This window comes from Streptomyces sp. NPDC058257, from assembly GCF_042881845.1.
Classification (GTDB): domain Bacteria; phylum Actinomycetota; class Actinomycetes; order Streptomycetales; family Streptomycetaceae; genus Streptomyces.
The window spans coordinates 47122-73547 of the sequence record NZ_JBHVXJ010000031.1 but is presented as its reverse complement, the minus strand read 5'-3'; the positions used below and the strand labels follow the sequence as shown (position 1 = coordinate 73547).

The window sequence follows — 26426 nt, the reverse complement described above, 5'->3', positions numbered from 1 at the left end:
GTGCCCCCTCCCGCGTAGATGTACGCGGGAGGGGGCACCGTACGTTCTGGAGCGCAGGCCGGAGCCCTGGCGTCAGGCGGCCACCGGCGTCCGCTCCGACGCCGTCTCGTCCGCGCGCTCGCCGCGCGAGGCGAAGAGGCGGTCGAGGCCGAGGGCGCCCGAGCCGGTGAAGACGAACAGGAGCATGGCCCAGCAGAAGATCGCGGAGGCCTCTCCGCCGTTCTGCAGCGGCCACAGGGCCTCCGGCTGGTGCACCTTGAAGTAGGCGTACGCCATCGAGCCCGACGAGATGAACGCCGCGGCGCGAGTGCCGAGGCCGAGGGCGACCAGGGCGCCGCCGACCAGCTGGATGACGGCCGCGTACCAGCCCGGCCAGGTGCCGGCGTCGATCGTGCCGCCGCCCATCGCGCCGCCGAGCACTCCGAAGAGCGACGCGGCGCCGTGGCAGGCGAAGAGCAGGCCTATGACGATGCGGAAAAGCCCGAGGGCGTAGGGCTGGGCGCTGTTGAGACGTCCAGTCATGGGGGGTCTCCTTCGGTTTTCGGGGACGGTAACCGAGCGGAGGCCCAAGGTTAGGGGTACCTAATCAATGCTTGCAAGTTCAACATCTGGCCATTCGGGGGATTCCGCTTCCCTCGCGGACGGGATCACTCCACCCGGGGAGGGGGTCTCCGCCGCTCCCGCCGCCGCCCGCAACGCGGCCCGCGCCACCGCGTCCGCGTCCGACAAGGTCACCGAGTCGACGCCGGGCCTGGCCCCCGCGGCTGTCACCCAGTGCACGCCCTCCGTGGGCACCCCGAACGCGAACCTCCTTGCGTGGGAACGACCTTGACGGTCAATCAGGTGGTAGGGGCGAGGTGTGACGTCGACGCCTCCGGTCTCGTAGCCGTCGACGGCATGGGCGCGGCACTGGCCGGTGTCGAGGAGTCGCCCGAGCAGCTCGTCGGCGGTGCGCCGCACGTCCGGTTCGGGGAGCCGGGCCTCGACGACTGTGGTGACGGACACACTCGACCCCGGTACGTCGGGGGAGTGCGCGAGATAGGCCCCGTCCGCGGGTCGCACGTCGAGACGCGGGCCTAGCACCTCGACGACACCCGCCTCGATCAGCGCCGTCATCTCCTCGACGCGGCGCCGGGGCGGGCCGATCGAGAGGAAGGCGTTGAGGGGCGTGTACCAGCGGTCCAGGTGCTCGCGGCGGGACGCCCCGGCCAGGCCGCCGTGGTCGAGGATCAGGCGGAGTTCGTTGCGCAGATCGCGCAGCACGTCCAGGGCTGACTTCAGCGGACTCGCCACGTTTCCGAGGGCCGCCTGCGCGGTGTCCTCGCGCAGATATGCGAGGAGCCAGGTGCGGAAGTCGTCCGGGGAGCGGAAAATATGGCCGAAGTAGGGCTGTGCAAGCCGGTCCCAGGACCACCGTGCGGCCTCGGGTATCCCGAACTCATCAAGGACCAGGGCCTCTTGAGGGCTGTGGTGCGGCGTCGCGAGGAAGGCGTCCCGCAAGTCCTTCGCCCGCTCGCCGGGTTGGGCGAGGGCGGTGTAGTAGACCGTCTCCACCTCCTTCGCGACGAGTGGCCATATCTCGTCCAGGAAGTCCGGGGCGTCCGAGCTGTCCGCGCGCTTGCGGAAGCGGGCTATGACGTCGGAGGTCAGGACGAGCGGCTCGTGCCGTCCGTACGCGCCCTTCGCGTTGTCGCCGCGCGCCTGGTAGGGGATGCCGCGCCGCGACCCCGCGTACAGCTTCGGCTCGCGCCCTGAGGGCTGATAGCGCAGACCGCCCCCCGGCGCCGGGGTGAAGCGTCCGCCGCGGCCCTGCGTCAGGAGCGCCATGTGGTCGAAGAAGTTCAGACCGAGGCCGCGAAGGAGGACGCGTTCGCCGGGGGCGACGGCCGACAGGTCGACGTCGGCGGGATTGGCCGGAGGTATGTGGCGCAGGCCGTGCCGTGCGGCGTGCGCGGCGAGACGCTCCTGCCGCTCGTCGCCGACCGCGGGGAGATGGCCCTGCGCGAGGACGACGGCGCCGAGCCCGGAGAGTTCGCGGCCGTCGTCGAGTACGAGGGTCTGGGCGCCGTCGACCGAGCCGTCCGCGGAGTCGAGCCGCACGGCGCGTGCCGCGTGCACCTCGACCCGGACCGTTCCGGGGGCGCCGCGCAGTGTCTCGGCGAAGACCCACTCCAGGTAGCGGCCGTAACAGGCGCGCGTGGGGTAGTCGTCAGGGCCGAGCCGCGGCGCGTGCCCGGCGGCGGCCCACGCGTACAGGCTCGGGCCCGGGCGGATCGGTCCTGCGCAGTCGACGCTCTCGTCGGTGAAGAGGGTGACCTGGGAGGCGACCGTGTTCATGAGCAGCTCGGCCGGCTGGGCGGTCCGCCAGACGCGTCCCGGCCCCGGGGGCGAGGGGTCGATGACGTGGACCGTCAGCCGTGTCCTCGGCGGCAGGAGTTCGGCCGCCGAGGCGCAGATGCGTTCCAGGACACTCGTGCCGCGGGGCCCCGCGCCGACGACGGCGACAGCGATGTCATGTGCCGGGGCGGCCGCTGCGGATGGTGCGGACAAAGGCGTGACTCCCGGGCGTACGAGGGGGTGGTGGAGGCTGTGGGGCCTGTGGGGGGCGATGTGGGGCGATGTGGGGCGTGGGGGTGGTGGGGATGGTGGGGGCGGCGTGAGGGAAGCGGACGGTCCGCCTCATCATGCCGCCGGAAGTCCCGAAGTCGAACCCCGAAGCGGAGGATCGTCAGACGGGTGTGGCCTGTGTCACGTGACTCCCGTGCGGCTCGGTCACCTCTGCGGGGCTATGGGAACTATCGGGGCTATGGGGGCTGGTGGGGCCATCGGGGCAAAAGGAGTGCGGGCTCACGAAAGCCGGGATTCCTGCGTCGTCACGAGCCGTACGCCGCCCGCGCCCTTCGCCACCTGAGCCTGATCGAGCCGCACCTGGGCCGAACGGCCCCGCAGCGTCAGCGTCATGAGCTGGTTGCCGAACCAGGGTCCGCCCGTCTTGCGCCACTTGATGGCGGCTGGGGGTATTCGTCCGTGCCGTACGAAGCGGCGGCCCAGGGCGCGGCCCACCTTGCTCCAGCCGAAGTGGAAGCCCAGCTTTATCGACGCGGGAATGGAGTTGTGGATGGGCGAGCACGTCAGCTGCAGGACGCGGGCGCCGGGGCCGGGGCCGCCGCCGTCCGGCCAGGTCGGTTCCGCGATGTACGCGTGGTGGACGTCGCCGGAGAGCACGCACACCGTCGCCGGGGCGCCCGGCCCCGTGCCCGCCTCGGCGATCAGGTCCGTCAGCGCGTCGAAGGAGGAGGGGAACGCCGCCCAGTGCTCCAGGTCCGAACGCCTGCGCAGGTTCTCGCCGAAGCGGGCCCAGCGCGCGCCCCGCTCGCCACGGCAGAGCGCGGCGTTCCAGCCCTCGGCGTCATGGATGAGGTGGGGCAGGAGCCAGGGAAGCGATGTACCGATCAGGAGATGGTCGTAGCCACCGGTTCCACCGCCACCTGAGCCGCTGCTCGTGCCACCCACGCCGTCGAGGGCCTGCTCGCGCAGCCAGCGGGCCTCGTCCGGGTCGATCATCGCGCGGTTCTGCTCGTCCAGGACGCGCGCAGCCCGTGTGTCGACCATGAGCAGGCGTACGCGGCCGAAGTCCCGGCGGTAGCTCCACCGGGTCGCCGCGGGGTCGGCGTCAGAGGCGGAGGCGAAGGCGCGCAGCGCGTCCGTGCCGTCCGGCGTCGCGCGCAACTCGGCGTACAACTCGTCCCGCTCAAGCTCGGCGGGCGGCAGATTGCCGAGGTGCTGATAGACCCAGTACGACATCAGTCCGCTCAGCACGCGCTCGCGCCACCAGGGCGTCGCGCGCATCTCCGCGAGCCAGGCCGCACTGGTGTTCCAGTCATCGATGACGTCGTGGTCGTCGAAGATCATGCAGCTCGGCACGGTGGAGAGCAGCCACCGGACCTCGGGGTCGAGCCACGATTCGTAGTAGAGGTGGGTGTACTCCTCGTAGTCCGCGACCTGGTCGCCCGGCGGGTCGTTCAGGTTCCGCCGTGCCGCGAGCCAGCGCCTCGTCGCCTCCGACGTGTTGTCCGCGTACACCTGGTCGCCCAGGAGGAGCAGGACGTCCGGCCGGTCGGCGTCCGTGCCGCCCGCGATGCGGGCGGCGAGGGTGTCCAGGACGTCCGGGCCGACGGGATCGTGCTCCCCGCTCGGCGGGGCGGCCCAGCGGCAGGAGCCGAAGGTGACGCGCACGGCCTCGTCGTCGCCCTCGCCCGGCGTGCGGATGGTGCTCGGCGGAAAGGGCGAGTCCTGCGGCGGCCACACGGGGGCGTCGCCGTCGCCGAGCCGCACCTCGTACGCGGTCTCGGCGCCCGGACGCAGCCCCGTGACCGGGATGAGCGCGTAGTGGTGGCCCGCGATCTGGAACGTGTTCGCCGTGCCCTTGGCGCCGTCCTCGCACCGCACTTCGGCGGTGCAGGGACTGTCGGTCTCGACCCACACCGTCGCCGTCGAACCGTCGACATACCTCAGCAGCGGACCCAGGCGCAGCCGTGCCACGATGATCACTCTCCTCCGTCGCCCCGTACGGTACGGAACGACGGAGGCCGGTGGGGAGGTTCCGGGGATTCCCGCTGGTTACAGGCCGGTGACCTCGGCGGCCGTCGGGATCCGGGACCTCGGCGGCCGTCGAGAGCCGATGGCCTCAGCGGCCGTGGAGTCGAGAGCCGATGTCCTCAGCGGCCGTCGAGAGGCGGAGGCCTCAGCGGCCGTGGAGAGGTGGAGGCCTCAGCAGCCGTTGAGGATCGAGGACAGCTTGCTCTTCTCCTCCGCGTTCACCGTGAGGCTGTAGTGGTGCTTCACGTCCACCCACATCCGCGCGTAGTAGCAGTGGTACGACGTGGTGGGCGGCAGCCACTTCGCCGGGTCCTTGTCGCCCTTGGCCTGATTGACGTTGTCGGTGACGGCGATCAGCTGCGGGCGGGTGAGGTCGTTGGCGAAACCTTCCCTCTGGGCGTTGGTCCAGCTGCTCGCGCCGGACTTCCAGGCTTCGGAGAGCGGGACGACGTGGTCGATGTCGACATCGCCCGACGCGGTCCAGGTGCCGCCGTCGTAGGGGGACTTCCAGGTGCCCGATGTGGCCGCGCAGCTGGAGTCCTGCTCGACGTTCGTACCGTCGCGCTTGAGGACGACCTCGCGGGTGTTGCAGGCGCCGGACTGGGTGCTCCAGTGCGGGAACTTCTCCCGGCTGTAGCCGTCGGACGAGCCCTCGGCCTTCTCCGTGAGCTGGCCCAGGTAGGTGCGGGCGGTCGCGGCGGAGACCGGCGCCGGGGGAGCGGCCTGGGCGGGGGCGCCGGTGAGCAGGGCCGCGCCGGAGGCGAGCGCGGTCAGGGTGGTGAGAGTGACGAGGCGTCGACGCGCGTAGACAGCGGACATACGAACTCCCTGGATGTGGGGGGATGTTGGCCGTTGGGGTGGCCATGCTGACGCGGTGGGGTTTCCGGTGGATGTGCGTCAAGTGACAGGGTCGCGTCAATCAGGTGCTCAGTTCAAGAGTTCTGGCGCCGTGTCATGTCCATTCATCTGTACGGGAGTTGACGAACGAATGTCCGAGTGTTCAGGAGGTGTGATCCGGGTCACTTCCCCGGGGGGTCGAAAGGCCCTGGTCCGGGGAGTGCGGACGTCCCGTACGATGGATGGCGCAGAAGGGGAGTAGCTCTTCGCCGGACCGTCGACATACTGCTCAGCTCGTCTGAGCCGGCGCCCGGAGGCAGACCCCGTCATCGACGTGGTCGGCCAGCGAGACCTTCGGCAAGCAGTACCCGACGTACATGACCGTGTACGTCCGTGTGTGCTGCCGTGCCGAGGTGTCGTACGTGATGTACAGATTGCTCTCGGTGGGGCAGCCCCGACCGATTGAGGAACCTTGATCAGCATCAGCGTGATGGCGCTCGTCTTCGGCGTCGTCTTCCTTGCCGAACTCCCGGACAAGACAGCGCTGGCCGGGCTCGTCCTCGGGACGCGCTACCGCGCCTCGTACGTCTTCGTCGGGGTCGCGGCCGCCTTCGTCGTCCATGTCGTGCTCGCCGTGGCGGCGGGCAGTGTCCTTACGCTCCTGCCGCAGCAACTGCTGCACGCGCTCACCGGCATCCTCTTCCTCGGTGGGGCGGCGATGCTGCTCCTGAAGGGCGGCGACGAGGAGGAAGAGGTCCGCGAGCCCAAGGACCAGAGCTTCTGGAAGGTCTCCGGCGCGGGATTCATGCTGATCCTGGTCGCGGAGTTCGGTGACCTGACGCAGATCATGACCGCGAACCTGGCCGCTCGGTACGACGACCCGCTCTCCGTGGGCCTGGGTGCGGTGCTCGCGCTGTGGGCGGTCGCCGGGCTCGGGATCGTCGGCGGAAAGGCGCTGATGAAGCGCGTGCCGCTCTCGCTCATCACCAAGATCGCCGCGCTCCTGATGCTCGGGCTCGGGCTGTGGAGCCTGTACGAGGCCATTGCCTGAGGTCATCGCCTGAGGCGACTGACTGCGGGGCCTTGCGGGGTCTTGGGGGGCTTGGGGGGGTCTCGGGGGTGGTTCCAGGGCGTCAGGCGTGGGTCCCGCGAGGGGTGTGACCTGCGGTGCTGGCGTCCGGAGGCCCCTTTTTGTACCCTTGCGGAACAAAGTAGCTCCGCCCGTGTTCCCTGACCGGCGGGCGGGGCTGCCTTGATTCCTTCGCGATCCTTCCGCGACCCTTCCTCCGCGGAAACTCTCTCTGTGCTCTGGAGTGCGCCGATGACGGCCGAGACCGCCTCTGTTCTGACCGCCCGGGCCCTCCTCCTGGACATGGACGGAACCCTCGTCAACTCCGACGCGGTGGTCGAGCGCTGCTGGCGGCGCTGGGCCGAGCGGCACGGACTCGACTTCGACGAGGTCATCAAGGTCGTCCACGGGCGGCAGGGGTACGCGTCGATGGCGGTGCTGCTGCCGGAGCGGCCCATGGAGGAGAACTACGCGGAGAACCGCGAGATGCTGGCCGCCGAGACCGCGGACATGGAGGGCGTCGTTCCCATACCGGGAGCCGCTGCCTTCCTGGCGTCCCTCGACGGGCTGCCGCACGCGCTCGTGACGTCCGCCGATGTGCCGCTGTCCACCGGGCGGATGGCCGCCGCCGGTCTCTCGCTTCCCGCCGTGCGCGTCACAGCGGAGAGCGTGGGGGCGAGCAAGCCCGATCCCGAGGGGTTCCTCAAGGGGGCCGCCGAGCTCGGGTTCGCCCCTGCTGACTGCGTTGTCTTCGAGGACTCCGGGGCGGGGATCGCCGCGGGGCTCGCGGCGGGTATGCGGGTCGTGGGGATCGGCCCCAGGGCCGGGGAGTTCGGGCCCACCGTGCATGTCGCCGACCTGACGCAGGTCCGGGTCGCCCCTGCCGAGGGCGGGGAGCTTCGGCTGACGTTTGGCTGACGTCGGTTGAGGCTCGATCGGCGTTTGGCTACTCGGCTGATGTCCGGCCGAGGCGTGGCTCGGGCTCGGCTCGGGCACGCCTGATGCCCGGCTCAGGCTTCTTGACGCCCGGTACCTTCGCGGTGCCGGGCGCCTTGCTGTTCGGCGCTTGGCGCTCGGCGCTCGGCCCCCGCGCTCGGCGTCCCGCGCCCCGCGCTCGGCGCCCGGTGCCCGGCTGAGGAGGCGAGTCGTGATGGCGCGGCTACCGTGGCCGACGATGCTGCCGCGGTTCCGACGTCTCCGCCTCAAGTGCCGCCCGCGTCTCCTCCCCGTAGACCCCCTTCGCGTCTTTCTGCGTTCCCCGGGCGAACTGGAAACGGGCCACCGCGTCCGTGACCGGGGCGTCGTAGGTGCCGTCGGTCTCGCCCGCGTACAGGTACAGCTGTTGCAGGCGCTGCTGCAACTCCTCGACCTCCGGGCCCTTGTCGCCCTGCTTCAGGACTGCGTCGGACGACGGTGTGTCCGACTTCGCCGAATCCGTCGCCCGCGCCGTCGAGCGGCTCGGCGGCCGGGTGGGCCTCGCCTTGTCCGAGGCCGTGCCTGACGGGGACTGCGACGGGCTCGCCTCGTGCGACGTGGGCGGGTCCGAGGGCGAGGACGCGGGCGCGGAGGGCGGCGGGAGAACCGTCGTCGGCGTCGACTCCTTGGCTGCGGAACCGGACGGAGCGTTCACCGCGCGTGTCGGCACGTCCGGCAGCGCTCGGTCGTCCCGCTGCGGCTTGTCGGGCGGGAGCAGCACCGCCGCGAGCACGGCGACGGTCACCACGGCCACCGCGCCCGCGCTCGCGTACAGGCCGATACGCATGCGCCGCGGCTCTGGTTCCTCGTCGTACGGCAGAGGGGGCGCGGGCGGGGACAGGCGCGGGTCGCACTCCGAGGCACCGCCCTCCGGCGCGCCACCCTCCGGCGCACCGCCCTCCTCCGACGCACCGCCCTCCGCGAACAGCCCCACGTCCCCCGACCGCGGTGGAGCCCCCGTCTCCGGCGGGAGGGGGAGCGAGGGGGCCGGTTCCGGTTCAGGTACAGCCCCGTCCGCCGACCCGGGCTCCGGCAGCGTCACATAAGGACGTATCCGCAGCGGATCGAAGTCCTCCGCCGCGGCGGCGTCCGCGGACCTCGCCTCTCGCGCCGCGTCGGCGGCCCGCTCCGTACAGCCGCAGGCAGGCGCGCTGCCCGGCTCCCGCGACGTACCGCATTCGGGACACAGCCGACCGCCTCGTTCGCCATCGGCGCCGTTCGGACGTCTTTCCGCGCTGCTCACCTTTCGCACCCCACCCCTAGAGAACTCAAGCGATTATGCAGATCCCGGCCTCAACAGGCCATAAGGGATCCAACGGACGAGGGCGGAGAAGGAGAAGAATCCCGCGGACGCACAGGAGTTCCGGAGAGGGAGAAGGATCCCGCGGACACGCAGGAGCTCCCAGGACACGCACCCCTCAGGGGCGGGTGTCCCTCACCCGGCTTCAGCCAGTGGCTCTCAACCGGCTTTCGGGGCCAGCTTCTTGGCGTACCAGCACTCGGCGTACGCCCTCTCGGTGAGCGGCTCGCTCTCCTCGTAGCCGTGCCGAGCGTAGAGCGCCCTGGCCTCGGCCAGATCGAGGCGCGTGTCGAGGACGATCCGCTCCGCACCGAGCGCGCGGGCCGCGTCCTCGGCGGCGGCGAGGAGGAGCGCGGCGCCGCCCATGCCGCGCTTGTCCTCGCGGACGAAGACGCGCTTGAGTTCGGCGGTACTGACACCCTTCATGTCGCCCATGAGCCGCACTCCGGCGGTCCCCGCGGGCTCGCCCCCGTGACGGGCGACGAGGAGTACGCCGGTGGGCGGGCGGAGGTCATCGCCCTTCTCCGCGGCGACCTCGCGCTCCAGCTCTTCGGGTGCGGTCCTTCGCTTCTCGTGGAGGAGGTAGTACCGGTCGCTGACCTCCGTGTAGTACGAGCGCCAGAGCGCCGCGGCGACAGGGGAGTCGACGGCTTCGGGGGCGACGGTCCAGGAGGTATCGGTATGGCTGCTCATGGGGGCCATTCTCGGGAGGCGACCGCCCTGCCCCGCAAACGAATTACGACGCCCTGCCCGCCGCTCAGTCCGTGCGCCCCGTCACGGCGACGCTCACGCCGAGCCCGATCATGGTGAGCCCGGCGGGCCCCGCTCCCCTCCGAGCCCCAGCTCATCTGTGAGCTCGGCCGACTGTCTACGCTTGTTGCTCTCGGCTTGTTGCTCTCGGGTGTTGCTCTCGGCCTGGGGGTGGGTGCGTGATCGTTGTTCCGATCGTGGTCATCGCGCTGTTCTTCGTGTGGACGCTGTTGCCGATCACTCTGCCCAGGAGTCGGCTCGGAACCTGGCTCACAGCTGCGCATCCGGGTCTCTCGCTGACCGCCATTCTGATGGTGTGGATCGCTGATCCGTCCTCGGTTCCTGGAGTCCTGTTCCTTGTGGGGCTCGGCGGGTTGTTCGCCGCGCTGCGTCTGCTGCTCCAGCGGGCGTTCGCAGACAGCTCGCGATAGCCCCGCACCCACCGCTCTGGGATGGCGGAGCAAGGCCGTGCTCAAAACTGGCCTCATGCCGTTTTCCCGCCTCTGCCCTGTTATAGGTATCGGGCCGTCAACTCCCTTGTATCGAGGCGGAAACGCAGCACGGCAGCCCCGGTACCATCAGGCACCGGAGACTGCTGCGTCCCCTGCGGGGCCGCCCCTGCGCGTTCCACGGCTGACGGGGTGGCCCGGTTTTCGGTCTTCAGTTGTGAGGCGCGGCCCCTCATTCGGGAAGCGAGCTCCCCGGAGTGATCCGAGAGGCCGTGCCCCTTGGCCGGAGCGGTCAGACTCCAGCCGATGACCGGGCCTTCGCCCACACTCCCGATCGCGTGGGAGCTTGCAGGGGGACGACGGCCCGGCGATCTCTAGGGCGGGCTGGCGATGAGACCGCCGTCGAGGTCGAAGCGGCACCACACGGTCTTGCCGCCGTCCTCCTCCGGTGACCACCACACGGCATCCGCGAGACTCTGGACGATCAGTAGTCCGCGCCCCCGGTCGGACAGCAAGGCTTCACTGAAGTCACCCGCCAATCCCGGGGAGACGAACTCACCCACCGGAAGATCAGGGGGCGTGGAATCGTCATCGACGACGCCGATGAACAACCAGTCCGGCCACATCTTCAGCAGCACGTCGATCCGACGCGAGCCACCGGGCTCAGACCGGCAGTCGTCCGGCACCGCGTGGTGCACCACGTTGGCGACGAGCTCTGAGACGACGAGCCGAGCATCCTCAGCCATGCGGCCGAGCCCCCATCTCTGGAGCGTTACCGCCGTCATGTCGCGCGCCGCACGCACGGTATCCACCGACTCGGCGAAAAGCGTCAGCGCCCTGAAGTGCCCCATGGCCAAGGACGGAGCCGTCTCACGCTGATGGGCCACTGCCCGAGCGACCTCCGGAGTACTCGCTGTGCGTTTGCTTTGCCGAGTGTCCACCGCGTTCCTCCTGATTCCCGGCGAGCCCTTTAACCCGCCGCCATGTGCCGAACAGTGAACGGCGCGAGCCACTCAATCGGGAGCGTTCACCAGGGGGTTCACGTGAACACCGGCAAAGAGGAGGGGGGTTCACCCATGAACCCCCCTGAGGTCAGCGGCCTGTGCCACGATGAACACAAGCCGTCAATCTCGGGTTGGCAGGGGAGCATGAGCCGAGAGTCGAACGCGCAATTGATCTCCGTCATGGACGAGGCGAAAGTCTCGAACAAGGGACTCGCCAAGCGCATGCGTGACCTTGCGCAGGAGTGCGGAACTGATCTCGGGACGACGCACGTTGCGGTACAGCGCTGGCGAGCTGGCTCAGGAATCCAGGCGCGCACCGCCACGATCATGGCGGACGCTCTCAGCGCCAAACTCGGCCGAAGGGTCACCGCGGCCGACCTCGGATTCACTGATCAGCCCGAGCAGACCAAGCCGATGGACGTCGACTACCAACAGTCGTTACCCGACGCACTGACCACGCTCGACAGCCTCGCCCAGGAGCGTCCGGAGTCGGTGACCGGTGACGGATTGATCGTTTCTGAGGGAGACTTGAGCACAGCCGTCCTGTCATGGATGGTCGCGCGACCCGACGGCATCCAGGCCGACCGGCCCGCATCCCAGCGAGTCGGCATGCGCGACGTACGAGCTGTCCGAACCGCCGCCGACATGTTCATGCGACTGGACTTCCTCTACGGCGGAGGCCACGGACACAAGGCGCTGCGCCACTACTTCCGCCACGAGGTCTTGCCGCTGCTCAACGCCAGCTACAGCGAGAGGGTCGGCAACTCCCTCTTCGGAGCAGCAGCAGAGATCTCGCAGCTGCTCGCATGGACGGCCTACGACACCGGCAACCACCAGCTCTCACACCGCTACCTGATCTCCACCCTCCGCCTGACGAAGGTGGTCGACGACAGGATGTTCGGCGCCCGCATCCTGTCCAACCTCAGCCACCAGGCGAACTACCTCGGCAACCGCGCGCAGGCCATCCAACTCGCCCGCGCAGGAGTCGAGGGCGCCCAAGGCAAGGCCACCCCGCGCGCCATGGCCCTGTTCTCTGCGATGGAGGCCCGCGCTCTGTCCAACGCCGGGGACCCCGTCGGAGCAGGCCAGGCCATGAACGAGGCCGAGCGATCCTTCGAGCGAGCAGCTACCGCCGAAGACCCGGAATGGCTGGGCTACTTCGACGGCGCCGAGCTCATGGGCGAGTTCTGCCATTGCTTCCGAGATCTCAGGCAGCGTCGCGAAGCCGTCGAACACGCGCAGCGAGCCGTGGACAACACTGATCCGCAGTACGCCCGGACCCTCGGCTTCTGCCGCATGGTGCTCGCCCAGAGTCAGCTACTGAACGGCGAATTGGAAGCCGCCGTCACCACCGCCGGCCTTGCCGTCGACGGTGGCGACACCCTCCAGTCCGCCCGCTTCCAGCGCTACGTGACCGACTTCCAGCGTGAGGTCAGCCAGCACTCCACGAACCCCACGGTCGCCATGTTCAACGAAAAGGTGCGGGACGCGGGTGCCCGCCTGGACGACGAGTAGCCGCTACCAGGGCCGCCAGTCCCGAGGGCCGTCATCGTTTCGCAGCCCGGCGATGCGGCGCCGGTACTCTGCCGCCGTCTTCTCGTCCTCAGTGACGTTCTGCATGAGCCACGTCGTCATGTGGAATTCCTGAATTCCACGCACCGTGTCGTACCCGTGCCAGTCATAGAGATCACGTCCGTACGCGGCTACGAAGTCGGCGTACTGCGCTTCGCTCTGCCACCCGAGACTGTGATGCTCCACGGACGTCACCATGAGATCCCACTCGGGGTGATCGAAAGCGAAGCTCTCGAAGTCGATCAGGATCACCTGTCCTTGATCGTCGACCATGAGGTTCTGCACGTGAGCGTCACCGTGCACCGGCCCCTTAGCCGACTCGAACCGCAGCTCCGCGTACTTGTCCCGCAGTTCACGATCCCGCTTCCGCAGGAACTCGATGTCGTCCTGCGGCACGCCAACCGGCCGTTCGAGCCGCAGCTCCGTCTTGCCGAAGACGCTGTACGGAGGCAGCTCCAGGCCGTCGGGCAACGTCATCGAGTGCAGATCCCGCAGAATCGCCCCCAGCTCCCCATAGGTCGCCTTCCGATCGCCCTCGACGATCAGATGCCAGAAGGTCACCGGGTGCCCGTCTATCAGCAACGGCTGCTCCAGGTCATCGACGACTCGTGCGGCCGGGAAACCCTCCTCTGCCAACCAGCGCGACACCGCCACCTCATTGCGCGACATCGGCAGATACTCAACAGACCGCGCGATGCGCACGATCACCGGCACGGAGGCCAGCCGGAAGAGCGCGTTCTCTCCGAGACGGATCAACTCCGCCCCTCTGTCGTCGAGTCCCGCAGCCTGGCATGCGACAGCCATCACCCGCACCGCACGTTCCGACGTGAACCCCTCGCCCGATCCCCGAGCAGCGTCAACCGCCATGCCCGTACCAGCTCCCCTTGTCGCGCGCGATCAACCGACGCGCACCAAGGGTGACCAACCCGTGCGTGCCGGACACAACCACGACGGTACCGAGGTAGGTATAGACCCTGTCCACCCAATCGGAGGAATCTCTTGATCTTGCGGTACCGCGAGGTGGGCGTCGCGCAACATAGTTTCGGTACGCGGGACTTGCCAGCGCACGGCTGAAGGCAACGGGGGAACACGTGTTGGCGGTGTATAGCGCATTCTTCGCAGGGCTCTGGGTGCTCGCGCTCGGCTTGTCGATCATGACGGCTGGTGCAGGCGGGCGCGATACGTTGACGCTTTCGGAGCGAATAGCGCTCCCGGTTGCGAGATGGCGGGCCAGGCGCAGGAGCGAGGCTCTCGCCGAGAAAGTTCGAAGTCTTGACGAATCAATGCGACTGAGCGCGGAAGCTCAAAGGTACCTACGACGTGAAGACGTGCTTGCTGGAGCAGAGGTCGGTGGCATGGGCGTCAGATGGGCGCCGACGGCATGTCTCGCATTGGCCACGGGGGGACTGCTGGCCCTACGGGTCAGCAGGAGCCAACTTGGCGTCTGGGCTGACTCGCTCGCACAGTTTGTGTTCCTCGCGATCTTCTTTCTGACCATGCTCGTCCTGCTCTGGACGAGTACACCGCAGAAGTCGCGTTGGACGACCTGGCCTATGTCTGGCAATGCTCGTAGTGCTTTCAACACCCTGCTCACGGCGATCCACGGAGACGCAGACGTGCGCATCCGCGAGTTCCGCCCACCACAAGCGCCCGCTGTTAGAGATCTTGAGTATCTTGCGTACTCCATGGAGCACTACGCGCTCAAGAGAGCTCTGCCGGACAGCCGGACCCCGATGGTCGAGGTGGTGAAGATTTTCGGTGCGGCAGCTCAAGACATCAGATCACTGCGCGATGCTGTGGAGATCGATCGAGAGGGCGAGCGTGACCATGCGCTGCGGGAAGTCAGACGTGTCATTGAGGTTCTGGCCTCCGGTTCTGTCAGGGCCTTGGCGACACCGATCGGTGACCCGTCGGCATTGCTTCAGCAGAGCGCGCAACGCAACTACCGGATGCGTCGAGGCCTATTCGTCACCCTTTTTACGGTTGTTGCCTCGCTACTGGCCCTCGTTCTCATCAGGGCTGAACTCCCTGAGTCTGCGGCTGTCGTCATTGCTGCGGTGCTCGGGCTTTGGGTTCAGTACTTGAGGCTCCCCGGAGGCGCACCTTGAGTCAGCGGCGCTAGGGGGGGGTACAGACTTGCGTGCGGCACGTGCTGACCCCAATGGGGCGGGCGGACCCCTCAGGCATCCTGGGGAGATTCTTCAAGTTTGGCTCCCGTACCCACCCGCGGCGCGTGTCCTCGTGCCTATCTGGATGTGGGGCACGCGCCGGAGCTTGTCGATGCCGAGTCGCGCTGACGACACTGCAACTCGGTGTGTTCGCTATTCGCTCTTGGGCGCGGCCTGTGTCACGACCTCGAAGGACCACACCGCGGAACTGGTCGACGCGGGCTTGGGCCGCTCCCCGCCGCCCTGGTGTGCCGACTTCATCGGGCCTTCCATCCACGCCTTGAAGGACTCCTCGTCACGCCACCGCGTGTAGACCAGGTAGTCGTCGGTGCCCTCGATGGGGCGGAGAAGCTCGAACCACTCGAAGCCGTCCGAGTTCTCGACGGCGCCGGCGCGGGACGCGAAACGCTTCTCCAGGATCTCCCGCTGCTCGGCGGGTACGGCCAGGACGTTGATCTTTACGATGCTCATGCGTCCATCCTCGCGCATGGCCCCGACGCGCTCGGTCCAGGTGCCTTCCGTTCGGTCATAGGTCCATTGTTCCGATGACCCGTGCTTTCGTGCCAAGGGCGATTTAGGATGCGGCGGCGCGGTGCGGAGCGGGTCGAGGCGTGCTCCGGGGGTTCGCGTCCGGTTCGGCGAGAGTGGGGGAGCGTACGTGCTGGAGTTGACCATGGCTTCTTTGGCCGGGGCGGATGAGGGGGCGACCGCGGGCATGCTCATGGCGGACGCGCCGAGCGTGCCGGGTGCCGTGTTGCGGGTGGGACGCGATGGTGGCGTGTGCCGCCTGGTGCCGCCCGATGACTGGCTGTTCGTGTCGCGTACGCATCTGGAGTTCCGCTGCGGGCCTGACGGGGCATGGGCCGTCACCTGGCTGCGCGGATCGCAACCCGAACCCGCGGCGGAGGTACGGCTCACTGTGGGTGGGGTGGCGTCGCCTCTTGAGTATGGAGGGACGGCACCGCTGCCCCGGGGCGGCTCCGGCGATGTCGTCATCCGCGATCGTGCCGGGCCGCGCAGCGTGAACGTCGGGTTCTTTCACGAGAGTTGAGGGCGGTGGGGGGCAGGGAGGGGGCTGGAGGTCAGTCCAGTACACGGGCCAGGGCCAGGCCGTCGTAGCCCTTCGTGCCCACCGTCTGCAGTGCCGTGCCGGTCAGCTTCGGGTGACGGGCGATGAGTTCGAGCGCCTCGCGCGTGCCCTGGACGTTGGGATCGGTGCTGTCCGCGTCGGCCACCCGACCGCTTCGTACGACGTTGTCGACGATGATCAGGCTGCCGGGGCGGGTGAGCTTGAGCGACCACTCCACGTAGTGCGAGTTGTTCGCCTTGTCCGCGTCGATGAAGACCAGGTCGAAGGGGGCCGCGTCCTCGGCCACCAGCTCGGCGAGCGAGTCGAGTGCCGGGCCCACCCGGACCTCGGTCAGCTTGTCGAGGCCGGCGCGGGCGAGGTTGCCGCGGGCCACGTCGGCGTGGACCGGGGAGTACTCCAGGGTGATCAGGCGGCCGTCCGCGGGCAGGGCGCGGGCCAGCCAGATCGTGCTGTAGCCGCCGAGCGTGCCGATCTCGAGGATGCGGTGCGCGCCCTGGATCTGGGCGAGGAGCTGGAGCAGCTTGCCCTGGTTCGGGGCCACGCTGATCTGCGGAAGACCGGCGGCGTCGCTGTCGTGCAGGGCCGCGGTCAGCGCGTCGTCGGCGGGGGCGAGCAGGCCGGTGAAGTAGGTGTCCACCGCGTTCCATTGCTGCTGGGTCATGGGGGCCTTTCCGGGGTTCATTAGGTTCGCTAAAGATGTTAGTGGGGTGAGGGTCGATTGTCAGTGGGGACTCGCATACTGGGGTTGTCGGGCCGGGTTGTCGGACCGGGCCGGCGCACATGGGCTGTGGGCTGCGGGGGGTTGGGATGACGTACGGGACCGAGCGGGCGTTGCCCGCGTCGGCCATTCGGGGGCTCGCCGATCGATGGCTGCCGCTGATGGCTTCGCCGGGCAAGGAGCAGGGGAGCGACGCGAGCGCGGGGGACTTCGTGTGCTCGCCCGCCGGGTTGTGGCTCGCGCTGGCCGCCGTCGCGGTGGGCGCGCGGGAGGAGACCGCCGGGGAGCTGCGGGAGTTGCTCGGCGTCGCGGGTGAAGAGGCCGCCGGTGTGGTGAGGGGAGCCGCGCGCGCTCTGGCCGGTACGGACGCGATGGCCGTCGCCACCCGGGTGTGGAGCCGGGTTCCGGTGTACCGCGCCTATCGGGAAGCGCTGCCGGACGTGGGATTCGGGCCGATGGACCCAGACGACGTCGACGCGTGGGTGCGGGAGGCGACGGACGGTCTGATCCAGCGGCTGCCGGTGGTGATCACTCCGGATGTGCTGCTCGTCCTCGTCAATGCCCTTGCTCTCAAAGCGCGTTGGGAGACCCCTTTCGAAGGGGCGGGCACACGCGACCAGGACTTCACGGACGCGTTCGGCGTGCGGCACCGGGTGCCCACCATGCATCGGCCCGTTCCGCTGAACTGCGCCTGGACGGTGGGTGGCGCGAGCGTCGTCGAGCTGAAGTGCCGGGCGGAGGGCGGGCGGGCGCCTGCCCGGGTGCGGTTCGTGCTCGGCGAGCCGGGGGCGGGGGCGGCTGAAGTGCTGCCGCTCGCGTGGGCGCCTGAGGGGCGGTGGACCGGGATCGACGCCGAGCAGATCAACATGGCGCTGCCCCGGCTGTCCTTGCGGACACGGGTCGACGCGACGGAGCAGTTGGCCGCGCTCGGTGTGCGGTGGGCCATGAGCGAGGGGGCCGACTTCTCCGGGATGTCGCCGGAGCGGCTCGCGATATCGCAGGTGGTGCAGGAGGCGGTGGTGAAGGTCGCGGAGGAGGGGGTCGAGGCGGCGGCGGTTACGGCTGTGCCTATGGCGCCGGGTGGCGCGTATGCGCCTCGGCGGATCGAGTGGATCGCCTTTAACCGGCCCTTTGGGGTCGTGGTGCTTGACGGGGGTGGGGAGGTGCCTTTGTTCACGGCTTGGCAGGCCGGGGTGCCGACGGGGTAGGGGCGGGCCCCTTGCGGGGTGGGGGCGGGCCCCTGCGGGGTGGGGCGGGCCCCTGCGGGGCTTTCCCCGACCCCGCCCGTTCCCGAAACCATGGGGCTCCGCCCCCTGGACCCCCGAAAAGACGGCCTCAGACGCCGACCGGGCTTGATGCCTCCACCGCCGGTGGCGACCCCGGCAGTGGCCTGCCCGCGCTCTCGCTCACGAACCACACCGCGATGCCGCCCACCACGGCCGCGGCCATCATGTAGTACGCGGGCATCATCATGTTCCCCGTCGCCCCGATCAGCGCCGTCACGACCAGCGGTGTCGTGCCTCCGAAGATCGACACGGAGATGTTGAAGCCGATGGAGAGCGAACCGTAGCGGACCTTGGTCGGGAAGAGCGCGGGGAGTGTCGACGGCATCGAGGCCGTGAAGCAGACCAGGAGCAGGCCGAGCGCCGCCATCCCCAGGCCGATGGCCCAGAGCGAGCCCTCGCGGATCAGGAGCAGGGCGGGGACCGAGAGGAGCAGGAAGCCCGCGCAGCCCGCGGCGATCACCGGACGGCGGCCGACCCGGTCCGTCAGCGCGCCCGCGAACGGCTGGACGCACATCATCAGCGCCATCACGGCGAGCACGACCATGAGCCCGTGCGTCTCGTCGTACTTGAGCTCGCTCGTCAGATAGCTCGGCATGTACGAGAGCAGCATGTAGTCGGTGACGTTGAAGACCAGGACGAGGCCCATACACAGGAGAAGCGCCTTCCACTGACCCGTGACCATGTCGCGCAGGCGCACCTTCGGACGGGACTGCTCGTCCTTGTGGGCCTTGGCGAGCTCCGCCGCGAACGCCGGGGTCTCCTCCAGCTTCATCCGCAGGTACAGGCCGATCAGGCCCATCGGACCCGCGATCAGGAACGGGATGCGCCAGCCCCAGGTGAGGAGGTCCTCGGAGGACAGGAGCGCCGTCATCAGGGTCACGAGGCCCGCGCCGCCGATGTAGCCGGCGAGGGTGCCGAACTCCAGCCAGCTGCCGAAGAAGCCCCGCTTCTTGTCGGGGGCGTACTCGGCGATGAAGGTGGACGCGCCCGCGTACTCGCCGCCCGTCGAGAAGCCCTGCACCAGGCGGGCGATCAGCAGGAGGATCGGGGCGCCCACGCCGATGGAGGCGTAGGAGGGGATCAGGCCGATCGCGAAAGTGCCCGCCGCCATCATGATCATGGTCAGGGCGAGAATCTTCTGGCGGCCGATGCGGTCGCCGAGCGGTCCGAAGACCATGCCGCCGAGCGGGCGGATCAGGAACGCCGCCGCGAACGCGCCGAAGGTGGAGAGCAGCTGGGCCGTGGGGTTGCCCGACGGGAAGAAGACCTTGCCCAGCGTCACGGCGATGTAGCTGTAGACGCCGAAGTCGAACCACTCCATCGCGTTGCCGAGAGCGGCCGCCTTCACAGCCCGCTTGACCAGCGCAGGGTCGACGACGGTGACCTCCGCCGACGAGGGCGTGGGCGACGCGGACGACGTGGGCGGCGTGGGCGACGCGGACGACGTGGGCGGCGGGGCCTGGGTCTGCCGAGCTACGGGTGCGGCGGATGCGGCTGCCGGCAAGGGTTCGCTCGCCTGCCTCTCGGTTGACGACAAGGACAGAGCCGCCCGGTGAGAGGCGGCTCGAAAACGACCATAGGTGTAGGCAGCATCATTACGTTGGGTACCCGGTCAACCGCACACTGCCGGGAAAGTGCCGCTATCCAGGGCAAATGGTTCCGCTTGTGACGGTGGCGAGATGGCGTCCTTGTGATCTATGTCGCGCCTTGGGTGGGGAACCGTATGACCTGGTCTCGGTAGTCATCTCATGTGCGGGGGGTGGACTGTTTGTGGAGATCCGGCGGCAGTCGGGCGAATCCAGCCAGTTAGGAAGTCCACACAAAAGCCGGTAGAAAGCGGTGTGACTGACAGGTGAAATGGGGGTTGCGCGCGTCTCTCCCGAGGGCGCGAGCCTTCCGGAGCCGGTTGCGGACCCCGCAGCCGACCGGCACATCTCGGAGCCGACGGAGAACTCCCGGAGCCGACCGGGCGTTGGAACCGAACAGAGGATGACGAGCGGGGCGGGAGGGCCGACGACGCGTGGCGAATGTTGAGCACGGAGGACCGGGAAATGCCTTTGGGGCCGGAGGGCCGGATACACCAACGGCACGGATCGGGGCGGTCCGTGCCGCCCTCTGGCTGATCGCCGCCGTACTGGCGGTGCGGCAGCTGATCGTCGTCCTGCGCACGCCGGAAGGGGACCGGCTCACCGATCTGGAGACCTGGATCGGCCCGGAAGGCGTCCTCCATGTGAACGGCTCCTTCTACGACACGGACAAGTTCACCGGCACCCCCTTCGCCGGGCTCGTGCTCAAGCCCTTCTCCCGCGCGGCCGAGCAGGCGCTCGGCTGGGGCTGGACGTTCGGCACGCTGACCCTGGTCGTGATCCTCGGCCTGGTAGCGGCCCGCGCTCTTCCGCAGCCCGTGGCCCGGCGCACGTCGCTGCTCGCCGCGCCCGTCGCGATCTGCCTCCTGATGCTGTCGCTCCCGGTGCGCAACACGCTTTACCTGGGCCAGACCAGCGTCATTCCCGTGCTCCTCGTGCTGCTCGGGTGCTTCGCGGTCCGGGGCGAACGGGCCAGCGGAGTCCTCATCGGCATAGGGGCCGCGCTCCAGCCCACCGTGCTGCTCTTCGCCGCCCTGTTCTGGTTCACCGGCCGCAGGCGCGCCTCCCTCTCCACCGGCGCCACCTTCCTCGCCTGCACCGCGCTCGCCTGGGCCGCGATGCCGCACGACTCCTGGACGTACTGGGTGCACCACCTGGCCGGAGCCGGCCTGGGCGCGAACCCGGGCGGCCTTGCCAACCAGTCGCTGCACGGCGCGCTGCTCAGGCTCGGCCTCGAAGGGCCGCTGGAGATCGGCCTCTTCGTCGCCCTGGGGGTGGCCGTCATCGGGCTCGGCCTGCGCCGCGCCGTCCGCTACGCCAAGGACGGCCAGCTCCTGCTCGCCGTCGCGATCACCGGCTGCGTCGCGGTCGCCGTCTCGCCGACGACCTGGCAGCACCAGCTCCTGTGGGTGCTGCTCGCGGTGGTCGGCAGGGTCGGCAAGAAGCAGTCCGACCGGTACATGTGGCCCGTGGCCGTCGTCCTGGTCTCGACGCTGCCCGCGAAGATGATGCTGCCGAACATGCCGGTCGTGGAGCCCATCCGGGACAACATCGTGCTGATCGCCGCGCTCGCCGCGGCGACCGTCGTGCCGTTCCTGTCCCGTACGGCTCCGCAGTACCAGGCGCCCATCCCCACCGACTACGCCAGGCCCGCGCCCGCGCGCTGGAGCCGGGTGCCGCTGCTCCCGTTCTGGCGCCGGGTCACCACACGGCCGAACCTGCTGCTCGAACTGCTCCTGATCCGCGTCGGCTACTCCGCCTACCAGCAGGCGCGGCTCGCCGCCACGGGCGGTACGAACTCGGGCGGGCGTGCCACCGCCGAGCACCACGGCGCACAGATCCACTCGATCGAGCGGTTCCTGCGGATCGACATCGAGCACTGGGTCAACCACGCGGTGGTGAACATCGGCTGGCTCAAGGAGTTCTTCAACTTCTACTACACGTCGTTCCACTTCGTGGTGCCGCTGACCGTCCTCGGCGTGCTCTACGTCCGGCGCCCCGCCGACTACCGCTGGGCACGCTCCGCGCTCGGCTTCGCGACGGTCCTCGCGCTCGTCGGGTTCTGGCTCTACCCGCTGGCCCCGCCGCGTCTGATGCCCGGCCTCGGCTTCATCGACACGGTCCACGGCGTGCAGGACTTCAGCAAGCCGGAGTACGGCACACTGACCGCGCTCACCAACCAGTACGCGGCGATGCCCTCGCTGCACTTCGGCTGGTCGCTGTGGTGCGGTGTGGTGATCGTGGCCCTCGCGCCGAAGTGGTGGATGAAGGCCCTCGGCCTGCTGCACCCGCTGTTCACGGTCTCCGCGATCGTCGCCACCGGGAACCACTGGGTCCTCGACGCGGTGGGCGGCGCGACCGTCGTGGGCGCCGGATTCGGCCTCGGCTACCTCCTCGCGGGGCCCCGGGTGGGCAGGACCCTCAAGGTGGCGACGGGGGCGGAGCCGGTCATGGGCGCGGAGCCGGTCATCGACATGTCGAAGGACTCGGCGAAGGACCGTACCCCGAGCTGATCTTGTACGTCCCCGGCGTGGACACCGTAAGACGGGTGAAGTCGCCGTGCCGCTTCAGGCAGGCTCCCTCCGCCCGCAGCCACGGCGAGTACACCAGGCGCAGCGTCACCGGCTTACGCGTGGGAACGCGGACCACCATGGCCGAGCCGGTCGACTGCACGACGGACGCGGGCTCCGACACCATCGGCACCGGGTCCTTCACGCGGAGCACCCGCCAGTTCGCGTCCCGCCACACCGGCTCAAGCCACTTGGGGCCACTGGCGACGAGGGCCGCCTCGTCCTCGGCGAACCCGTCCGGCTTGCCGGAGGGCAGCACCACATAGCCGACGGCCCACTTGTCCAGCCACGCCCGGTAGGTGGCGGCCGAGAAGGACCCGTCGTAGAAGAGGCGGCCACGCTCGATGTCGAGCTGCCGGTTCCAGCCGCGCGCCATGTTCACGTACGGGGCAAGCGCCGTGGCCTCGCGGTGATTGCGGGCCGGGACCACCTCCACGCGCCCCCGGTCGGCGCCGAGCCGCGCCAGCTCGTCCACCACGCCCTTGGTGTCGGCGGCCCACTTGGGCACGGTCGTCGACACCGTCAGATCGTCCGCCGTCTTCTGCCCCACCCAGGCGGTGGACAGGACGAGCGCGCTGATGAGCACGGTCCGGCGTACACGGGACAGCGAGGGCATCAGGAGCGCGGCCAGGAGCGCGGCGGGCGCGAGCAGTTCGGCGAGGCGCTCCACGTTCGTGCCGATGGGGGAGGGGATGAGATACGTCAGGACCGTCCCGGCCGCGTACACCCCGGCGCCCCACCGCAGCACCCGCCACTCGCGCGGCGCCGCCGCGATGAGCGCGAGGCTGAAGACCACGGGCGGGAAGATCCGGTCGAACGGCATCAACTGCTCGCCGTTGAAGGGGAAGAGCACGGTCGTCGCCCCCACGACCACCACCGGCGGCACGATGAGCGCCGCTGCCCGCCCCCAGTCACGTACGAGGAAATAGGCGGCGCCCGCCACCACGAGGAAGAGGCCCGCCACCGGGCTGGACATGGTGGCGAGGGCCGCGCACACCACGGCGGCCCCCACGCGCCGTTCCCGCACGAGCACCAGACACGCGGCGAACCCGAAGGCGATGCCGAGCGCGAACGTGGTGCGCCCCGACGCGACGTTGCACCACACCGCGAGCGAGGCGAGCACCGCGGGCCACAGCGGGCGCCGCGCCCCGGTGCGTTCGATCAGCGCGGCGGCCAGCCAGGCCCCGGCGACGCCCGACACCACCGTCACCGTCTTCACGCCGAGGGCGGCCATCAAGTAGGGCGAGATCAGGCTGTAGTTGGCGGTGTGCATGCCGCCGTACCAGAACAGGCCGTACGCGGACGCCCCGTGCTCGGAGGCGAAGCGCGCCCAGGCCTCCTGCGCCGCCAGGTCACCGCCGCCGGTGGCGAGGAACGCCGCCCACACCGCGTACAGCGGAAGCGTGGGCAGGGTGGCGATGAGCGGTATGCGGTGGCGTCGGCGGAACTCGCGGAGGGAGGTCTTCCGCTCCTTGGGCGCGCTGCCCGACGGCGCGAGGGAGAAATCGGCGGAGACCACAGCGACCGTTTCCGTTCGAAGTCTTGGAGAGGCGGAAAGAGGCAAGAAGAGGAAAGGCTTGCTTCTCAAGACGCGTAACGCAACGGAAACGTTGGCTGTGGGCGGCACCTGGCCGGATATCCACCTTGGCCGCTGTCGACAGCCGAGGGAAGGCAGGGGCGGGGCGTAGGGAAGAGCGCCCCTGCCTCCCTGGCGGCAGGTCAGCTGGTGTTGACCTGCAGTTCCTTGACTCCGTTCAGCCAGGCCGAGCGGAGCCTGCGGGGGTCGGAGACCAGACGCAGATCGGGCAGGGCGTCCGCGATGGCGTTGAAGATGAGGTTGATCTCCAGGACGGCGAGCGACTTGCCGAGGCAGAAGTGCGGGCCTCCGCCGCCGAATCCGAGGTGCGGGTTCGGGTCGCGGGAGATGTCGAACTTCTCCGGCTCGTCGAACACTTCGGGGTCGTTGTTGGCCGAGGAGTAGAAGATGCCGACCCGGTCGCCCTTCTTGATCGTCGTGCCCTCCAGCTCGGTGTCCTGGGTCGCGGTGCGCTGGAAGGAGACGACGGGGGTCGCCCAGCGCACTATCTCCTCGGCGGTGGTCTCGGGGCGCTCGCGCTTGAAGAGCTCCCACTGCTCGGGGTGCGTGAGGAAGGCGTGCATACCGTGGGTGATGGCGTTACGGGTCGTCTCGTTTCCGGCCACCGCGAGCAGGATGACGAAGAAGCCGAACTCGTCGGAGGAGAGGTTGCCCTCGTCCTCGGCCGCCACCAGCTGGCTGACGATGTCCTTGGCCGGGCACTCCTTGCGGGCGGCGGCGAGGTTCATCGCGTACGAGACGATCTCCATGGCCGCCTCGGCGCCGATCTCCTCGGTGATCGCGTACTCCGGATCGTCGTAGGCCGCCATCTTGTTGGACCAGTCGAAGATCTTCGTCCGGTCGTCCTGGGGTACGCCGATGAGCTCGGCGATGGCCTGGAGGGGGAGTTCGACGGCGACGTTCGTGACGAAGTCGAAGGAGCCGTCGGCCGCGGCGTTCGCCAGGGCCGTCTCGACGATGGAGCCCGCCCGGTCGCGCAGGGCGTCCTCGAGCGAACGTATGGCGCGGGGCGTGAAGCCGCGCTGCACGATCTGGCGGACCCGCGTGTGCTCGGGCGGGTCCATGTTCAGCATGATCAGCTTCTGGACCTCGATCTGGTCGCGGCTGATCGTCTCGTTGAAGCGGATGACCGCGGTGTTGAGGTTCGAGGAGAACAACTCCGGGTGCGTGGAGACGTACTTGACGTCCGCGTGCCGCGTGACGGCCCAGTAGCCCGCGTCGTCGAAGCCGGATATGCGCGGCGGCTGGGCGATCCAGCGCACCGGTTCCGTCTGCCGCAGCTGGGCGAACTCCGGGTGGGGTACGCGCTCTTGGAGCAGGTCGGGGTCGGTGAAGTCGAACCCGTCGGGCAGCGCTGGACAGGGCATCGGCAACTCCAGGAGCTCAGTCGGGCAGCGTCACTTTTCTCCTGACGGTCCATCAGGAGATGCTCCGCAAGGTAGTAACGGGTTCTACAAGAGGCAAGGCTCACGGCGGGCCGTCTTCCCCGAACTCTCAATGAGCGGGGGAGGTCCCGCTGTGCAGGTACTGCGCAAGGTGCGTGCAAGCCCCTTGCGGTGCCGGGCCCCGGCTCAGCAGACTGCATGCAGAACTAGAACGCGTACTAGTTCTCCGTGTGGGTGCCGGGACGCCCCCGCGGGATGTGGATGGAGAGGACGCCCATGGCCGCGGAACCTGTCATCGTCGAAGCCGTACGCACCCCCATAGGTAAGCGCGGCGGCGCGCTCGCCAATCTCCACCCCGCCTATCTGCTCGGCGAGACCTACCGAGAACTCCTCGGACGCACGGGCATTCAGGCGGACTGCGTCGAGCAGATCGTGGGCGGCACCGTGACCCACGCCGGGGAGCAGTCCATGAATCCGGCGCGCACGGCCTGGCTCACGATGGGTCTTCCGTACGAGACCGCCGCGACGACGGTGGACTGTCAGTGCGGCTCGTCGCAGCAGGCGAGCCACATGGTCGCGAACATGGTCGCGGCCGGTGTCATCGACGTGGGGATCAGCTGTGGCGTCGAGGCGATGTCACGGGTGCCGCTGGGATCCGGCTCCAAGCACGGTCCCGGCAAGCCGTTCCCCGAGGAATGGAACGTAGACCTGCCCAATCAGTTCGAGGCGGCCGAGCGCATCGCCCGCAACCGGGGTCTCACGCGGGAGAACGTCGACTCGCTCGGCCTCATCTCGCAGGAGCGGGCCGCCACCGCCTGGGCCGAGGAGCGCTTCAAACGCGAGACGTTCGCCGTCCAGGTCCCCACGACGGAGGACGAGCAGGCCGCCGGGCAGGGCATGTGGCGGCTCGTCGACCGGGACGAGGGGCTGCGGGACACGTCGATGGAGGGCCTGGAGCGGCTCAAGCCGGTGATGCCGACCGCCGTGCACACCGCGGGCAACTCCTCGCAGATCTCGGACGGCGCGGCGGCGATCATGTGGGCGTCGAAGCGGATGGCGCGGGCCCTGAAGCTGAAGCCGCGGGCGCGGATCGTGGCGCAGGCGCTCGTCGGGGCCGATCCGCACTTCCATCTGGACGGGCCGATCGACGCGACGCGGGCGGTCCTCGGCAAGGCGGGGATGTCCCTGAAGGACATCGACATCGTGGAGATCAACGAAGCGTTCGCCTCGGTGGTCCTGAGCTGGGCGCAGGTCTTCGAGCAGGACCTGGAGAAGGTGAACGTGAACGGGGGCGCGATCGCCCTCGGTCACCCGGTCGGGGCGACCGGGGCGCGTCTGATCGCCACCGCTCTGCATGAGCTGGAGCGCCGCGACAAGGAGTTCGCGCTGGTCACGATGTGCGCGGGTGGGGCTGTGGCTACAGGCACGATCATCCAGCGGCTTTGAGTGGACCGCTCCCTCGCGTACGAAG

Annotated in this window: 22 protein-coding genes; 9 read left to right on the top strand and 13 right to left on the bottom strand. The window is 69.3% G+C overall.

The genetic code is table 11. The features are described 5' to 3' along the window. Nucleotides 1-72 precede the first annotated feature (72 nt). The 4 genes from ACFVXC_RS40355 to ACFVXC_RS40340 form a co-directional block, all read right to left on the bottom strand. Nucleotides 73-522, bottom strand: coding sequence for a DoxX family protein (locus ACFVXC_RS40355; RefSeq protein ID WP_389916450.1), 450 nt, complete (start codon nt 520-522; stop codon nt 73-75). A gap of 60 nt (nt 523-582) precedes the next feature. Next, on the bottom strand, nt 583-2550 hold the full coding sequence (locus ACFVXC_RS40350; protein ID WP_389916448.1) for an FAD/NAD(P)-binding protein: 1968 nt from the start codon (nt 2548-2550) through the stop codon (nt 583-585). A 297-nt stretch (nt 2551-2847) separates the two neighbouring features. Next, the gene (locus tag ACFVXC_RS40345; protein ID WP_389916446.1) at nt 2848-4542 is read right to left on the bottom strand and encodes an alkaline phosphatase D family protein; all 1695 of its coding nucleotides are present in this window, start codon (nt 4540-4542) and stop codon (nt 2848-2850) included. Between the two features lie 228 nt (nt 4543-4770). Further along, nucleotides 4771-5418, bottom strand: a complete 648-nt coding sequence (locus ACFVXC_RS40340) for an HNH endonuclease family protein (protein ID WP_389916444.1) — start codon at nt 5416-5418, stop codon at nt 4771-4773. A gap of 490 nt (nt 5419-5908) precedes the next feature. Between ACFVXC_RS40340 and ACFVXC_RS40335 the strand changes: the two genes are divergently transcribed. Continuing rightward, entirely contained in the window at nt 5909-6487 is a 579-nt protein-coding gene (locus tag ACFVXC_RS40335; RefSeq protein ID WP_389916442.1) for a TMEM165/GDT1 family protein, read from the top strand. 270 nt (nt 6488-6757) lie between these two features. Then, nucleotides 6758-7423, top strand: a complete 666-nt coding sequence (locus ACFVXC_RS40330; RefSeq protein WP_389916440.1) for an HAD-IA family hydrolase — start codon at nt 6758-6760, stop codon at nt 7421-7423. A 241-nt stretch (nt 7424-7664) separates the two neighbouring features. On the opposite strand, the gene ACFVXC_RS40325 is transcribed toward ACFVXC_RS40330, so the two are convergent. Both ACFVXC_RS40325 and ACFVXC_RS40320 read right to left on the bottom strand, forming a co-directional pair. Next, a complete protein-coding gene (locus ACFVXC_RS40325) occupies nt 7665-8414 on the bottom strand; it encodes a peptidoglycan-binding protein (protein WP_389916438.1) in 750 nt (249 codons plus the stop codon). Between the two features lie 525 nt (nt 8415-8939). Then, nucleotides 8940-9473 carry a GNAT family N-acetyltransferase gene (locus tag ACFVXC_RS40320; RefSeq protein WP_389916436.1) on the bottom strand — a complete coding sequence of 178 codons (534 nt, stop codon included), beginning with the start codon at nt 9471-9473 and terminating at the stop codon, nt 8940-8942. A gap of 236 nt (nt 9474-9709) precedes the next feature. On the opposite strand from ACFVXC_RS40320, the gene ACFVXC_RS40315 reads away from it, so the two are divergent. Further along, entirely contained in the window at nt 9710-9961 is a 252-nt protein-coding gene (locus ACFVXC_RS40315) for a hypothetical protein (protein ID WP_389916434.1), read from the top strand. Between the two features lie 392 nt (nt 9962-10353). Here ACFVXC_RS40315 and ACFVXC_RS40310 read toward each other — a convergent pair whose 3' ends face one another. Beyond that, nucleotides 10354-10830 carry an ATP-binding protein gene (locus ACFVXC_RS40310; RefSeq protein ID WP_389916464.1) on the bottom strand — a complete coding sequence of 159 codons (477 nt, stop codon included), beginning with the start codon at nt 10828-10830 and terminating at the stop codon, nt 10354-10356. Nucleotides 10831-11127: 297 nt separating this feature from the next. On the opposite strand from ACFVXC_RS40310, the gene ACFVXC_RS40305 reads away from it, so the two are divergent. After that, a complete protein-coding gene (locus ACFVXC_RS40305; protein ID WP_389916432.1) occupies nt 11128-12498 on the top strand; it encodes a sporulation protein in 1371 nt (456 codons plus the stop codon). 3 nt (nt 12499-12501) lie between these two features. Here ACFVXC_RS40305 and ACFVXC_RS40300 read toward each other — a convergent pair whose 3' ends face one another. After that, nucleotides 12502-13422, bottom strand: coding sequence for a phosphotransferase enzyme family protein (locus tag ACFVXC_RS40300; protein WP_389916430.1), 921 nt, complete (start codon nt 13420-13422; stop codon nt 12502-12504). A 749-nt stretch (nt 13423-14171) separates the two neighbouring features. Here ACFVXC_RS40300 and ACFVXC_RS40295 point away from each other — a divergent pair. Beyond that, nucleotides 14172-14663, top strand: a complete 492-nt coding sequence (locus ACFVXC_RS40295; RefSeq protein ID WP_389916429.1) for a hypothetical protein — start codon at nt 14172-14174, stop codon at nt 14661-14663. Between the two features lie 213 nt (nt 14664-14876). On the opposite strand, the gene ACFVXC_RS40290 is transcribed toward ACFVXC_RS40295, so the two are convergent. After that, nucleotides 14877-15194, bottom strand: a complete 318-nt coding sequence (locus tag ACFVXC_RS40290; protein WP_389916427.1) for an antibiotic biosynthesis monooxygenase family protein — start codon at nt 15192-15194, stop codon at nt 14877-14879. Nucleotides 15195-15381: 187 nt separating this feature from the next. Here ACFVXC_RS40290 and ACFVXC_RS40285 point away from each other — a divergent pair, with 187 nt between their 5' ends. Beyond that, a complete protein-coding gene (locus tag ACFVXC_RS40285) occupies nt 15382-15774 on the top strand; it encodes a hypothetical protein (protein ID WP_389916426.1) in 393 nt (130 codons plus the stop codon). Nucleotides 15775-15805: 31 nt separating this feature from the next. Here the strand turns inward: ACFVXC_RS40285 and ACFVXC_RS40280 are convergent, their stop codons facing one another. After that, on the bottom strand, nt 15806-16474 hold the full coding sequence (locus ACFVXC_RS40280; RefSeq protein ID WP_389916424.1) for an O-methyltransferase: 669 nt from the start codon (nt 16472-16474) through the stop codon (nt 15806-15808). A gap of 146 nt (nt 16475-16620) precedes the next feature. On the opposite strand from ACFVXC_RS40280, the gene ACFVXC_RS40275 reads away from it, so the two are divergent. Then, complete coding sequence (locus ACFVXC_RS40275) at nt 16621-17739, top strand: serpin family protein (RefSeq protein ID WP_389916422.1); 1119 nt, start codon at nt 16621-16623, stop codon at nt 17737-17739. 127 nt (nt 17740-17866) lie between these two features. Here the strand turns inward: ACFVXC_RS40275 and proP are convergent, their stop codons facing one another. Continuing rightward, nucleotides 17867-19321: a glycine betaine/L-proline transporter ProP gene (gene proP, locus ACFVXC_RS40270; protein ID WP_389916420.1), complete on the bottom strand. Its 1455-nt coding sequence runs from the start codon at nt 19319-19321 to the stop codon at nt 17867-17869. Between the two features lie 516 nt (nt 19322-19837). Between proP and ACFVXC_RS40265 the strand changes: the two genes are divergently transcribed. Beyond that, nucleotides 19838-21916 carry a bifunctional glycosyltransferase 87/phosphatase PAP2 family protein gene (locus ACFVXC_RS40265; protein WP_389916418.1) on the top strand — a complete coding sequence of 693 codons (2079 nt, stop codon included), beginning with the start codon at nt 19838-19840 and terminating at the stop codon, nt 21914-21916. Here ACFVXC_RS40265 and ACFVXC_RS40260 read toward each other — a convergent pair. Both ACFVXC_RS40260 and ACFVXC_RS40255 read right to left on the bottom strand, forming a co-directional pair. Further along, nucleotides 21870-23492 carry a glycosyltransferase family 87 protein gene (locus ACFVXC_RS40260; RefSeq protein ID WP_389916416.1) on the bottom strand — a complete coding sequence of 541 codons (1623 nt, stop codon included), beginning with the start codon at nt 23490-23492 and terminating at the stop codon, nt 21870-21872. The genes ACFVXC_RS40265 and ACFVXC_RS40260 overlap by 47 nt on opposite strands. Before the next feature lie 200 nt (nt 23493-23692). After that, nucleotides 23693-24937, bottom strand: a complete 1245-nt coding sequence (locus ACFVXC_RS40255; protein ID WP_389916414.1) for a cytochrome P450 — start codon at nt 24935-24937, stop codon at nt 23693-23695. Between the two features lie 294 nt (nt 24938-25231). Here ACFVXC_RS40255 and ACFVXC_RS40250 point away from each other — a divergent pair, with 294 nt between their 5' ends. After that, the gene (locus ACFVXC_RS40250) at nt 25232-26401 is read left to right on the top strand and encodes a steroid 3-ketoacyl-CoA thiolase (RefSeq protein ID WP_389916412.1); all 1170 of its coding nucleotides are present in this window, start codon (nt 25232-25234) and stop codon (nt 26399-26401) included. Nucleotides 26402-26426: the final 25 nt, after the last annotated feature.